This window comes from Paenibacillus sp. FSL H3-0469, assembly GCF_038051945.1.
Taxonomy (GTDB): Bacteria; Bacillota; Bacilli; order Paenibacillales; family Paenibacillaceae; genus Paenibacillus_AQ.
In genome coordinates, this window is sequence record NZ_CP150302.1 from 2,413,270 (window position 1) to 2,426,411 (window position 13,142).

The window sequence follows — 13,142 nt, forward strand, 5'->3', positions numbered from 1 at the left end:
CGCTTACAACTGAATATTATCAAACCTGCCCGATGATAAAATTCATTATTCTCTGCACTGAGCTTTTAAAATGTTCGGTATTTCTATCAAAAGCAATCACTTTTCATCATATGTTCTTCTCTATACTGGCCGGGACTTACACCCACAACCTTCTTGAACACCTGGCAGAAATACCGCTGGTTATCATAGCCGACCCTTTCGGATATTTTGAAGATTTTTAAGCTGCTTTCTCTCAGCATCTTTTTCGCTGTCTGAATGCGCAGCAAAGTGACATATTCCAGAATGGTCTGTCCGGTCGACTTGGAATATAAGTTGCTTACATAGGAAGAATTAAGGCCGAACCGTTCGGCCAATTGATCCAGCCCAATATTTTCATGGTAATGGGATTCAAGATACGCTTTGATTTCTTGAACCACCTTTTCCTTCATCGTAGTCTTGGTTACACTCAGATAAAATTGCACACTCTTCGCTAAATCCTGCAGCTGTTGCTGCAAAGACGCCCAGTCCGGCGTGTCCAGTATCTTGTCCATCAGCTGCGGGCGGGCGCCGATTACTTTTTCAATCTTGATTCCATAGTCCTGTTCAATCAGATCGAGCATCCGGTTCCCCCACTCTATGCCTGCCTTCTTCAGCAGAACAGGAGCCATCAGCCGTCCCGTCCCCCATTCTATCCAACGTTCAAGCCTCTCCTCGAACTCTTTCTGTTCGTAACGGACGAAGGACTGGAGGGAGTCAGACCACTCGCTCAGCCACTGCCCGGATACGCGGGTAATCTCCTCTAAGCGGCTCCCCTCCATAACCGGAACCCCAAAGAACACCCCCATTTCACATGCCTTGTCAGCGGCTACAAAAGAGAGATTTGCATCTATAATTCCGGCTACAACCGGCCCCAGTCCAAACGACAATGAAATATCGTCTGCTGAGCTGTCCTTCGAGAAGGCTTCGGCTGCAGCCAGCAAAATTCCTGTTAACGGCTCGTTGTCCTCCATGGCCGCCATACATAATAAGATGACTTTCTGCTGCTCGTACAGCAGGTCCACAACGATTCCGCGATTCGTCAAAAAGCTGAGGAGAGCATCCGTAGCGCCATTATTCTTCAACCGTTCAAGCCACAGCGTCTGCGTACTTCCAATCACGAGAACCACAAACTGGTTATACCGTTCGTAGGGCGTCTGATCGAACGATGGGCGTTTGGCATGGACGATTAGATCTGTAAACGCCGCCCGGTCCAACGCTGCCACATTCCGAAGCTCAGGGCGATTCTCCGTGGCATCCGCTTTACGCTCCAGACGCTTGAGCGCTCTTGAGACAGTCTTGGCTACTTCCTCCAGCTCTGCCGGCTTGATCAGATAATCCACAGCCTCCAGCTTGATGGCTTCTTTGGCGTATTCGAACTCGGAATACCCGCTAATGATGATACACTCCGCTTTATGGCCCTTCTCCTTCAAGGCACGGATCAGCTCCAGCCCATTCAGGCCGGGCATCCGGATATCTGTCAGCACAATGTCCGGATCGGACTGAAGAATCCGTTCCAGGGCTTGCTTGCCGTTAGTTGCCGTCCCCACGATCCCTATCCCATACGCGTTCCAGTCGATCACAGCCGACAATGTCTCCACCACCAGCTGTTCATCATCCGCTATAAACAGTTTATACATGATGTAATCCCACCTTCATAGCCGGTCTTCATCCATAATTCCGATCCTTAGGGTAACCTTGGTTCCGGTGCCTGGAATGCTGTCGATGCGCAGCCCGTGGTTCTGGCCATAATGCAATTGAATCCTCTCCTGGATGTTCCTTAATGCATAGCCCTTAGGCTGCGTAACCGCAGGATCAAAGCCTACGCCGTCATCCTCGACCTCGAATACCAGCGTCTCTCCTTCGATACGTCCCCGAATGTAAATATTCCCTTGGCTCTCCTTCAGCTCGATTCCATGAAAAATCGCATTCTCCACCAGCGGCTGTATCAGAAGCTTAAGCATACGGATATGCTCAATTTCCGGTTCAAGCTCAATGGTCACCTCGAACTTTCCGTTATAGCGGATATTTTGAATCTCCAAGTAATTTTTCACCTGGTCGATCTCATTGCGGACAGTGGTAATATAGTCCCCGTTATTCAAGCTTAACTTAAACATGTTAGACAGCGACATGACCATTTTCGAAATGTTTTTGGCACCGATTCGTTCGGCCATCAGATAGATGGAATTCAGTGTATTGTACAGGAAGTGCGGGTTGATTTGACTTTGCAGCGCATGCAGCTCTGCTTCCCGCTCCTTGAGCCTGGCTTCTATTAATTTGTCCGATAATTCAGAGTTGGTGCGGAAGGTCCTCAAGAACTGATTGCCTATTTTCCCGATTTCATCTTCCTCCTGAAAAAGGATTCCTTCGATCCTCTCCCGTTTGGCCGCTTTTCTGGCAACAGAGGAGAGTAAAGTCAATTGCTTCGTGATACGCTTCGAGATTAAATACGAACCATAGGCAGCCAGCAGGAAAGCCACCATTGTCAGTGTTAGCGTAATATTACGTATCCATACAATTTCCGAATTGATATTAGAATAAGGGATCATGCTAACCACTTTCCACTGGGTTACCGGATTGGTATCGAAGGTGATGACATACCGTTCTCCGCCCATCGTTTCGATGCGGGTCCCCCGTTCAGGCAAGCCATAAAGCAGATCCATTTCTTTGGGAGGAAGCTGCTTCAGGTCGGCCGTGCGGGAGTTATAATAAATGACTTTATTTTGCTCCAGAATCATCAGATTCCCGTTTTCCGCGTTGGAAATATTTCGAAACATCTCATCGAAGACCCGCCTGTCGATTGAAATAATTAACATGCCGATCGGTTCGAGCGTCTCCAGGTTGTTTAACTGTTTACCATACAGCAGCAGGTTCGGAGTATCCTTGACAAGCCGGACTTCATCGCTGTTCAGCCACAAGCCCCGTCCGCCCATCCCTCCCACCTGTTGATACCATTTCGTCCGTGAGACTGCCTGATAGATATTGTCGTACGTTAACCTGTCCCATTGGTTCGTGGTAATCAGTTCCCTTTGCCCGCTGCCCACATAAACGTAACGTATATAGGATTTGTTGTTGGTAATATTGACGATCAGACTGCGGGTCGCATTTTGAAGGTCATAGATCTCCTTGAAATCATTCTTGGTATAGGAAAGGAAATTCTGAACGTCACGGGAGGACAGCATCAGCTTCGAGATCGCCTCCACATCGTTCACGAACGTCTGGATATTCCAATTGATGGAGCCCAGCAGATTGGAGGTGGTGTCGGACATCTTGTTTTCGATCACTTTGCTTAAATAGACGAAGGTTAAGGAAGCAATCAGGACAAGCGGCAGCAAAGAACAGGCGATGGAAAGTATAATGATTTTGCTGCGAATGCTGATCGACAGGAACAGCCGGTGTATTTTCATGAGATCCCCCTGACCCTGCAAAGTTGCAGCCTGGTACTTTCAGTATACCCTCTGGCCAAGGGATGCGGGAGATCAACCTTTCGTTGCTCCTGCCGTCATGCCGGAAATAACACTCTTGTTGAAAATGAAGTAGACCACCATCGTCGGAATGGTCGTGATGCTGATGGCCGCAAAGGTCGCTCCCCAATCCGTCAAACCGTACTGCCCGATATAATCCATTAAGCCAACTGGAATGGTCCGTGATTTCAGATCATGAATAAACGTATTGGCGAATATAAATTCATTCCAGACAAATATCAGATTCATAACGACAACTGTGACGATCGTATTCCGGGATAGAGGGAAGATCATCCGCCAGAACACCTGGTACACACCGCAGCCATCCATGACAGCGGCCTCCATGATCTCATTCGAAATGTATTTATAGAAGCTCACGAACAGATAAATCGAGATCGGCAGGGCAAAACCTACTTGAGGCAAAATAAGAGAAGCGAGTGTATTGATAATCCCTATTTTGTTATAAAGAATGAACAGCGGGATAAGCACGACCTGAATCGGGATCATAATGCCGCACAGAAATAAGAACAGCACACTTTGGCTCCATTTAAACGACATCTTCTCGATCACAAAAGCGGCCATGGCACTGAATAAGATCACAAGCACGATGGTCGTCACAGCGACTATGATACTATTGGAGAAATAAGTCCCCAGGTTCCCTTTGCTCCACACATTGAAGTAATTATCGAAGGTGTATTGGCTTGGCAGGCTGAGCGGATTATCCCCTGAGAAATCGTTAGGACCTTTGAAACTGGAGATGAACACCCACACCAGCGGATACACTTGAATGACAAGCAGCGCAAAGGAAACAACTAGAAGGACCGCCTTGGAATAGCCAGAAATTTTCATCATCAGGACTCCTTACTGTCCATCATCCGTCTGATAAAGGCAACTGCAATGAGGCTTTCAATGACGATAAATACAGCCATCGCGCTGCCATAGCCGAAGTCCAGACTGGAGAATGCGGTTTTATACATATAGGTTGGCAATAATTCGGTTACGCGGCCGGGTCCCCCGTTCGTCATGATATACGGGATGTCGAACCCTTTCAGCGCCCCCGTAGTCGCCATAATGATTGAGACCATCAGAACCGGCTTAATCAGCGGCATTTTGATCGAACGAAACAGCTTCCACGAAGAAGCTCCATCCATTCTGGCCGCCTCCTCGATATCGGCAGGAATGGAAATCAATGCACTATACAGGATAATCATATAAAGGCCGATATAACGCCAGCCTTCAGGTACCGATACCGCAGTCAAAGCCCAATGGAGGTCGGACAGCCAAGGCTTGCTCCAGTCGCCAAGACCGATCTGCTGCAGGCAATAGTTCAGGATTCCGACCGGCTCGAACGAATACACATTTTGGAACAACTGGGCTATCGCTACTGAGGTGATGATGGCAGGGGCAAAATATAAGGTTTTGAACAATTCTCTCCCTTTGGTGATGCTGGTCAGCAGGATGGCAACCAGCAAACCGAGCAACACCTGCATGGCTACAATAATGGAGACATAGATCAGATTGTTGCTGAATGCCTTCCAGAAGGTCTTATCTCCGCCGAACATCTTGGTGTAATTGTCAAAGCCGATATAGAGCATATCTGATACTCCGTCCCAGGAGAAGAAACTGAAGTACATCGACCAAAGGATAGGCGCCAGCACGGTGAGTAAATACACCAGTAATGCAGGCAGCAGAAAGACGAGAGCGGCTTTGCGGTTGCGCAGGACTTTATCCATATGCTTGCTCATTCCCTAATTTTAGTTTTATTGTACTTACAGCAGCCAACCGGCTTGCGGCCGGCCGCCATGTGTAGTATCGCTATTTGAAGTATTTCGGCGCGTTTTCTTTAATCGCCTGATCCATCAGCTCGGCAAATTCTTCAGGAGTATGCGCTCCCAGAGCCAGAGCATTCAATTCGTTGCCAAGCAGCTCATTCGTGGCCGGATCAAGGCGCGTATCCCACGGGACCGCAAAGACGTTGCCGGATTTGGCGATTTCATCTTGAATCTTGTAGAAGAGCTCCGGCATCCCCTGCTCTTGATCAAGTGAATAATTGAAAGGCGAGAATTGACCTTTCTCCGTATAGGCCTTCGGGTATTGCTCCAGAAGGAACTTGACGAATTCCTTCATCGTATCATCGAAGGTCTCCTTGTTGAAGGCAACGCCAATGCCCGAGTTAATAAAATAATCATTGTCAGCCGTTGTCGCACCTTCCATCATGGGAAGCCGGAAAAATCCGATATTGTCCTTCATTTCTGCACTTACCTTATCATTTACGAAGTTCATGGTCTCCCACGAACCCATGTAGTACATACCGGCTTTGCCGCTCAGGTACAAATCGCGCGCTGCGGTGTAATCCGTTGCAGTGAATCCTTGCTGAAAGTACCCTTTGGTGCCCAGATCATGAACGAACTTAATCCCTTCCATGCCGGCCGGGTCCTTGAAGGATGCTTTGCCCTGCTTTACATTCTCGATGAAATCATTGCCTGTCATGCGGAACGGTTTGTACGCCAGATACCGGAGAACCGGCCACTTATCCTTGCCGTCGACAGCAATCGGCGTAACCCCGCTTTGCTTCAGCTTCTCGGCAACCTCCATGAACTCATCGAACGTCTTCGGCGGCTCCAGGCCAAGATCCTTGAACATCTTGATGTTGTACCAGAATACCTCGATGCCATATTCCAGCGGGAAAGTATACATGCTGCCGTCTGCGAACTGCTGATATTGCAGAGCCACCGGGCGGAAATCTTTATATTTCCCCAGCTCCTCCAGCAGCTTTTTCATATCGACCAGTTTACCTTGCTCCACCAGCTTGGAAGCATAGGCATCCGAATCTGTATCAAACATGGCGGGCATCTCATTGCTGGCAATCAAGGTCCGCAGCTTCTGCAGGTAGGACGGACGATCCCCCGTGCCTTCCAGAACCAGCTCGAATTCAGGATGCGTCCGGGAGAACTCCTCTGCAATCTCCTTTACAGTAACAGCCGGAGGGCTGTCTACGCCGCGGGCCACGAACCACTTGTATGTTTTCTTGTCCACCTTCTGCGGATTTGCCGATCCTGTTTCTGAAGCGCCCTTATTCGTATTTGTGCCTCCGCATGCGCTCACCGTCGCCGCCAGGACAACCAGAGATAACGAGAGAGTCAGCCTTTTGACATAACGTTTCATTTATAAGACCTCCTGTTAGTTGGGAACCGCAAGGGATGCCTGTTCAAAATTCGCCCGGCCTTCCTGAACAAAACAGCCCCAGTTGCCGGTTTTTAAATTATACAAACGTGTAGTCATTGCGACCTGATCGGCCAAGTATACGACGCAAACCGAATTCTCCACAACGATCTCGATATTATAATTCGTATCGGCATGTAATTCTACCGGCACCTCCAGCTCCACCGCATGCGGGTGGTCTCCTTTGATATGCCACTGCATCTCCCCTTCGATCCGGCGGGGCCACATGTCGAACACCAGTCGGTTATGAATAGGCTCAAGGCGAATATAATAGGCGTCGTTGTTGTCCTCGCTTGCCCGAAGCATAATCCCGCAGCTTCTGGTTCCTTCGGTGAAGGATAACCGGGCTGAAATTTTGCAGGTTTCCGGCATGGAACCGGCAGATATGCAAGAGAAGGTCTCGTCCGCCGCCGCCGCTATCCCTCCCTCTGACTCCTTCCACTCCCCAAGCCGGGAACCCCACACGGCAGCCTGTTCCTTGGCAAAATGACGGGAGACCGTCTCCGGGATACGCACCGTTAAGGTTCCATCCTGTTCCTGAACGAGTTCATGCACGACCAGATTCCCGGCCCATTGCCAATCCCCGTAATCATCCCCGTTTTCCTTGCTTGGGTCCCAGCCAAAGGCATAGCGCTTGTTTCCGTCACTCCATGTTTTGGCGGCATAGAACGCTCTGGCGTCAAACGCATCGTTTCTCGGCGCCGTCCAAGGTCCGCTTAAAGATTTACTCATGCGGTAATGGGTGACAAACCGCTCCGAGAACGTGGAGTAGACCAGATACCACCATTCCCCGATTTGGAATAAGTCCGGGCATTCGTGGGTCACGTACATGTTCGGATTCCAGAACGGTTCGCGGATTTCCCATTGCCTCAGATCCTTCGAAGCACAGAGTCCGATGCTTCCCCGGCGCCGGGAAGGACCTTCTTTGTTCCTGGCGGCGAGAAGCATCCAGTACTCCCCCGCCTCTTCGTTCCAGAATACAAAGGGATCGCGCCAGTCATGCCTTTCATATTGAATTCCGTCGGAATAGAAGGTATCCTCGGGAATTTTCCGCCACTGCTCCATATCCGTGCTCACGGCGTGCATGACGCATTGGAGCGGCACTCCGTTCTCTACGAATTCCGGATTCGGATTGAGGCCGGTGTAGAACAGATGATATTCTCCCTGGGCTTCGATGATCGAGCCGGTGTAACAGTTGAGATCCTGCTCGCTCACACTTCCATGCTTCAGCATTTCGCCCATTTCTTCGTAGTGTACGAAATCGCTTGTGCGGAGCTCGAACCAGGAAGTTCCCTCTCCGTGAACACTCTTATTCTCCCTCCAGTCATGAAGATAGAACAAACGGAATGTACCGTCTTTATAGTAGGGAATGAGGTCTCCCACCCAGGCTCCTGCCGGCCTGTAGAACAAATTCGACAATGTTTGCAACCCCTTTCTTTTAACGTGCCTTGAGTATATAACATTAAGAAAGCGCTCTATATTCCAAGTTCTTTATCCTGTGTTCAATATTTTTGGCTTTTAATATCAAGGGGCTGTCCCAAAAGCCATGAACTGGCTGCTTGGGACAGCCCTTTATTTTGGAGTAAGATCAACGTGAGCACTTGGGTGGACGCTCCGCGAACGGACCGTTGTTCCAATCGCTGTTGTCCCCAGATTTTATTGATTCTCCTTAGCGGTGAAAATCCGGGGACAAAGGCGACCGCTGCCGCTTTTCCACAATCGTTCCGTCCTCTCCGCTGTTTAAGCCGGATACGGAAACACTTTTTTCAACAAACACAAAAAAAGAAATCACCTTTTTGGTAAAATGGAGGTACCACCCAACCCTTTCAAAAGGAGCGATTTCTTTGTACATTCAATAGTCCATGGACCCACTTTGCTTGCCAATGGATCTGGAAGAAGATATCCCGGAAACCGGCGGCGGCCGTGACAGCTATCACCCAAAAATGTTCACCAAAGTTATCGTGTGCAACAATAAATTCTTATATTTATAAAAAAACCTCCGTCTGCCATCACAAAGTGGCAAACGGAGGTTCTTTTGAATTAATAGTTTAAAGTGTTGCCTCAACATTTCCTCTGATCTCAACATTTGTAAAGACCGCTTCACCGTTCTCGATGAACAGGCCGGCTCCCCCTGTAGGGAAATCATAGGCTCTGGCGGCCAGTGCAACATCGTTGGCATAGGCGACAATGATGTTGCCGCTGATGATCACCTTGATCCGGACCGGCTCCCCTGCCTTGAGGGAGATTGGACGTTCTTCGATGTAATGATAATCATCGTGGAATTTGTTCGAACGATCGAACAGGAGTCTCCCCCTCTCAGGCTCTATACGAACCTGGCACCATTGTTCCAGCTTGTCTCCACCCGTGTGCAGCATCCAGCCAAAGGCACCGGTTCCCGGCTCCCAGTCTACATCCGCCTGAAGCAGAGCATGCTCCGGAAGCTGCACGAGCTCCTGCCAACCAAAACCATAACGCTCAATACCCGTGATGCTGGTTGTCCCGCTCCATTCACCCAGATGGACCTCGGGGTTAAGCACAAGCGGGCGGTCGAAGGACTGCTCCACCGCCGGGACCGGCATCACGCCAAGCGTCCCATCCGGGCGCTGCACCAGCTCATGAACCAGTACACTGCCTCCCCATTGATACTTGGCATTGTCATCCATGTTCATCCGGATGCCCTGCCAGCCCACCAGATAATGGCGTTCCCCGTCGGTTACGGTCTTAGCTGCATAGAACGCCCGTCCGTCAAACATATCATCGAAGCTTGGCGTGATCCATGGCCCATCGGGGCTGTCAGCCATCCGGTAACGGGTCTCCCACCAGCGGGTCAGGTTGGAGAAGATCATATACCATTTATCGCCGATCTTGAAGAAGTCGTGACATTCCTGGGAGTCGAACATGCGAGGGGCGTACAGCTTCTTGCTGTGCGTCCATTCGTTCAAATCCGGAGAAGTCATGATATGGGTACAGCTGCTCCGGTGGAGCAGTTCATCCTTCTCGGTCGCTGTTACGGCCAGCCAATAGCAGCCCGCTTCTTCATTCCAAAAGGCATGCGGGTCACGCCAGTGCAAATTGCCGTAATGCTCCACATCCGGTGTCACAAAAAAGTCAGGATCAAAGGTCCAGCTTCTGAGATCTGTGCTCGTTGCCCGCATCAGCACCTGCTCGAATTTCCCTTCAATATCCTTATGCCCCTCATTAAATGCCGAGAAATAGAAATGGAAGACGCCGTCACGGTGGATGACGCTGCCGGTGCCGATATGCCAGTGCTGATCTTCGGGACTGCCGCAAATGAGTGCGGGCTCCGGGTCGGTGTAGCTTACGAAATCCTTCGTGGTGGTATAATAAATACAGAATTTATATAAATAGAACAGGTAGTAAACACCCTCATGGTAAAATGGCATAAAGTCCCCGCATACGTCAGTACCAGGCATCGGTGCCCGTTCCTTTTCCGGCATAAAGAAAATATGTCTGCTGCCCTTCATTAAAAATTCCTCCTCGGGAAATATTGAATAATGAATTCTCTCACCTGCTAGAAGCCCTGATAAAATTTGCGTGCGCTCTCCTTCTCGGACAGCGGAAGCCGGAGATTCACCGGCAGCATTTCTGGAAATGCCTTATGCGGCTCACGTTGATACCAGTAAGCGACCGAAGAATAGTCATTGGATTGACTATTGCCGTGGCCATGCTCAATGCTGAAGCGCAAGGACTTGCTGAATATAATCGGGTCCAATAGATGGAAGCGGTACATGGTCCATTTACCGGAATAATCCTTAAAGGGAATCGTTGCCTTAGAGCGCCATGCAGGTCCATAGCCCCGAAGCGGTGCCGCTAGTGAGATCCCGTGATACGGGGAATCATATTTCCCCGAGGGGTATCCCCAGGCCGCACAGAAATAATCCTCCGTACCCGTGCCATGCAGCGTCGGCGGCCACTGGTCTCCGTCGATGAAGAACATATCGTCGCCTTCCCCCGGCCAGCTGAAGCCAGGAATCGGGTCGATATGGTCTATGCTCAGATTACAGCCAACGTAGTGACCTTCTCCTTCTGCATCCAGGATGCAGTAATTCTCGGTTCCCGACAGATTTTTGGCCGCATTCACCTGATTCTCGCTCCACCACGGATCGGTTTGCAGATCATGCGCCGGACGCAGCGCCGCAAGGTCCATGTTGCCCGCCGTTGGATTCTCGCGTCTCCACTGGGCATGGAAATAAAAGCAATCATCGCTTACAGCCATTTCTGTATAATCGATATAGTAATACAACACGATATCCTGCTCGCATTCATTCACGATATCAATGACCGCCTCTTTGCGGTAGGGCATCTGAAAGAAACTGTTCATCGCCGCTTTGGTCTCTATCTCATGCTGCGAAGTAATCATATTCAGAGGCTGAGACACAAAATGGCTGGCTACTCCGTGTCCGACTCCGAAAAAATCACCGATCGGGCAATCGACACTCGGCGAGGCTTCCCCATCCCAAAACATGCGCAGACGCATTTTTCGGAATACATACTGCTCTTCAGAAGCGATTGTGATCCAAATGTGACGGATGATTCCTGATCCCTTAATTTGACCGATAGATAAGGAGGCACCTGCCTTGACCGTGACATTATCCCGGTTCCCTCCGGTTTGGTCCCAGCTCGATTGCCGTCTGCTTTTGCCGGGCTGTTTATGAATCAGATCGTATAGTTCACTCATCTCTTTATAATCTCCCTTCAGATCCGGGCCTGCACTATTTGACAGCGCCGCTTACGATCCCGTTAATAATGTATTTTTGCAGGCCGGAATATACAAGCAATATCGGCAGCATAACCAGCAGATAGGACGCGAATGCCAGGCTGAAATCCGTTGAATATTGTGTCTGGAATACATATTGCAGCAAAGGCAGCGTATATTCGCCCGGATCGGACAGCATAACCAGCGGCAGCAGGAAATCATTCCAGATCCAGATCGTATTCAGAATGATCAGCGTGGCCGTCATCGGCTTCAGCAGCGGGAAAATGATTTTCCAGAACAGCCTGAACGGCCCGTATCCATCCACCTGAGCCGCTTCTTCCAGCTCCTTCGGAATTGACTTTAGATAACCAGTGTAGAGAAAGACGCTTTGGAACAGGCTGTAAGTCGTATAGAGCAATATAACACCGTATTTATTCAGTAGCCCCACCGCGCTGATCTGCTTCAACAGAGGCAGCATAAGCACCTGAAACGGAACGAACATTCCGCTGATGAAGAAGTAGTACAGAAAGCGGGAAGACTTGGAACGGCTTCGGGAAATGCCATAGGCAGTGCTCGCCCCGAACAAAATGATCAGGAACAGGGAGATGACTGTTATGAAGGTCGAATTCAGCAATCCCTCGAAATATCGTCCAAGCTCAATGGCCTGTTTGAAATTCCCAAAGTATATTTCTTTGGGAAAAGTCATAATATTGCCGCCCTCCCCAGACTTCTTCAGTGCAACGGTAACAGTCAGATAGAGCGGAAACAGCATCAGTGCAGCCCCAAGCCATACCAGAAGCTGTATAGCCCAATTTGCATAACGGTTCGACTTCATTACAGCTGCACCTCCTTCCGCCGCAACAGCACAACTTGCAGCAAAGCGGTCAGGAGAATAATGATAAACAGCAGAATCGAAGAGGCCAGCCCATAGGCATAGCGGTTATTTAGAATTCCGACGTTATAGATCAGCATCGTTACGGACTCGGTACTGAAGCCTGGTCCGCCACCGGTCAGGGCAACGAGCAAATCGTACACCATCAGGTTATTCTTCATGGCCAGGACAAAACATATCGTAATGGAGGGCATGATCAACGGAAGCGTAATTTTCGCAAATTCATTGAACCGGTTTGCCCCGTCGATGCTTGCCGCCTCATACAGATCTGTAGGAATGGTCTGCAGTCCTGCCAGGTAAATCACAAGCAGCAGAGGAGCTGACTGCCATACCGTAACTAACGCAACTGCCCAGAATACTAAGTCAGAGTCGGATAGCAAATTACTTTGCAAAAAACTGATATGAAGAGAATTTCCTAGTAAAGGAATCACTTTGCCGAAGATTTCCCGCCAAATATACCCGATAATTAAGAGGCCCAGAACAGATGGTAAAAAATAAATCGAACGGAGCATATTTCTGAACCGCATCTTGCGATTGAGCGCGAGGGCCGCGGCCAGAGCCACTACATTGGCTATGACCGCGCACACCAGCGCATACTTAAAAGTGAATAATAGTGTATTTAGAATTCGGGCATCCGTCAGCAATGATACATAATTGTCCAACCCGATGAAGTCAAAGCTTCTCGCCACTCCGTTCCAGTCCGTAAGACTGTAAACAAATCCAGATATCAGCGGGTACGTATGAAAGACAATCAGCAACAGCAACCCGGGCAGTATAAACCCGGCATTTATCCAGGAGGCACGCCCACCTTTCTGTCGCATGTGTCAACACC

10 protein-coding genes are annotated in these 13,142 nt (G+C 49.6%); all 10 read right to left on the reverse strand.

The features are described from left to right. Positions 1 to 86: 86 nt before the first annotated feature. The 10 genes from NSS83_RS10450 to NSS83_RS10495 all read right to left on the reverse strand — a co-directional run bounded on the left by NSS83_RS10450 (position 87) and on the right by NSS83_RS10495 (position 13,131). Positions 87 to 1,655, reverse strand: coding sequence for a response regulator (locus NSS83_RS10450; RefSeq protein WP_341348211.1), 1,569 nt, complete (start codon positions 1,653 to 1,655; stop codon positions 87 to 89). A 15-nt stretch (positions 1,656 to 1,670) separates the two neighbouring features. Then, positions 1,671 to 3,422, reverse strand: a complete 1,752-nt coding sequence (locus tag NSS83_RS10455; protein WP_341348212.1) for a sensor histidine kinase — start codon at positions 3,420 to 3,422, stop codon at positions 1,671 to 1,673. Between the two features lie 72 nt (positions 3,423 to 3,494). Continuing rightward, positions 3,495 to 4,331, reverse strand: a complete 837-nt coding sequence (locus NSS83_RS10460; protein ID WP_341348213.1) for a carbohydrate ABC transporter permease — start codon at positions 4,329 to 4,331, stop codon at positions 3,495 to 3,497. Then, positions 4,331 to 5,212: a sugar ABC transporter permease gene (locus tag NSS83_RS10465; protein WP_341348214.1), complete on the reverse strand. Its 882-nt coding sequence runs from the start codon at positions 5,210 to 5,212 to the stop codon at positions 4,331 to 4,333. The genes NSS83_RS10460 and NSS83_RS10465 overlap by 1 nt, the downstream gene beginning before the upstream one ends. Before the next feature lie 82 nt (positions 5,213 to 5,294). After that, a complete protein-coding gene (locus NSS83_RS10470; protein ID WP_341348215.1) occupies positions 5,295 to 6,644 on the reverse strand; it encodes an extracellular solute-binding protein in 1,350 nt (449 codons plus the stop codon). A gap of 15 nt (positions 6,645 to 6,659) precedes the next feature. Beyond that, the gene (locus tag NSS83_RS10475; protein WP_341348216.1) at positions 6,660 to 8,120 is read right to left on the reverse strand and encodes a glycoside hydrolase family 32 protein; all 1,461 of its coding nucleotides are present in this window, start codon (positions 8,118 to 8,120) and stop codon (positions 6,660 to 6,662) included. A gap of 629 nt (positions 8,121 to 8,749) precedes the next feature. Next, positions 8,750 to 10,186 (reverse strand): GH32 C-terminal domain-containing protein, encoded by a 1,437-nt coding sequence (locus tag NSS83_RS10480; RefSeq protein ID WP_341348217.1) that lies wholly within the window; start codon positions 10,184 to 10,186, stop codon positions 8,750 to 8,752. Positions 10,187 to 10,233: 47 nt separating this feature from the next. Further along, positions 10,234 to 11,400: a glycoside hydrolase family 172 protein gene (locus NSS83_RS10485; RefSeq protein WP_341348218.1), complete on the reverse strand. Its 1,167-nt coding sequence runs from the start codon at positions 11,398 to 11,400 to the stop codon at positions 10,234 to 10,236. Positions 11,401 to 11,434: 34 nt separating this feature from the next. Next, the gene (locus tag NSS83_RS10490) at positions 11,435 to 12,253 is read right to left on the reverse strand and encodes a carbohydrate ABC transporter permease (protein WP_341348219.1); all 819 of its coding nucleotides are present in this window, start codon (positions 12,251 to 12,253) and stop codon (positions 11,435 to 11,437) included. Further along, complete coding sequence (locus tag NSS83_RS10495) at positions 12,253 to 13,131, reverse strand: sugar ABC transporter permease (protein ID WP_173128580.1); 879 nt, start codon at positions 13,129 to 13,131, stop codon at positions 12,253 to 12,255. The genes NSS83_RS10490 and NSS83_RS10495 overlap by 1 nt, the downstream gene beginning before the upstream one ends. Between the last annotated feature and the right edge of the window lie 11 nt (positions 13,132 to 13,142).

What these genes read in the sequence shown, in the direction of transcription:
- NSS83_RS10450 (WP_341348211.1), bottom strand. Translation starts at nt 1,655, where the DNA reads ATGTATAAACTGTTTATAGCGGATGATGAACAGCTGGTGGTGGAGACA.
- NSS83_RS10455 (WP_341348212.1), bottom strand. Translation starts at nt 3,422, where the DNA reads ATGAAAATACACCGGCTGTTCCTGTCGATCAGCATTCGCAGCAAAATC.
- NSS83_RS10460 (WP_341348213.1), bottom strand. Translation starts at nt 4,331, where the DNA reads ATGATGAAAATTTCTGGCTATTCCAAGGCGGTCCTTCTAGTTGTTTCC.
- NSS83_RS10465 (WP_341348214.1), bottom strand. Translation starts at nt 5,212, where the DNA reads ATGGATAAAGTCCTGCGCAACCGCAAAGCCGCTCTCGTCTTTCTGCTG.
- NSS83_RS10470 (WP_341348215.1), bottom strand. Translation starts at nt 6,644, where the DNA reads ATGAAACGTTATGTCAAAAGGCTGACTCTCTCGTTATCTCTGGTTGTC.
- NSS83_RS10480 (WP_341348217.1), bottom strand. Translation starts at nt 10,186, where the DNA reads ATGAAGGGCAGCAGACATATTTTCTTTATGCCGGAAAAGGAACGGGCA.
- NSS83_RS10485 (WP_341348218.1), bottom strand. Translation starts at nt 11,400, where the DNA reads ATGAGTGAACTATACGATCTGATTCATAAACAGCCCGGCAAAAGCAGA.
- NSS83_RS10490 (WP_341348219.1), bottom strand. Translation starts at nt 12,253, where the DNA reads ATGAAGTCGAACCGTTATGCAAATTGGGCTATACAGCTTCTGGTATGG.
- NSS83_RS10495 (WP_173128580.1), bottom strand. Translation starts at nt 13,131, where the DNA reads ATGCGACAGAAAGGTGGGCGTGCCTCCTGGATAAATGCCGGGTTTATA.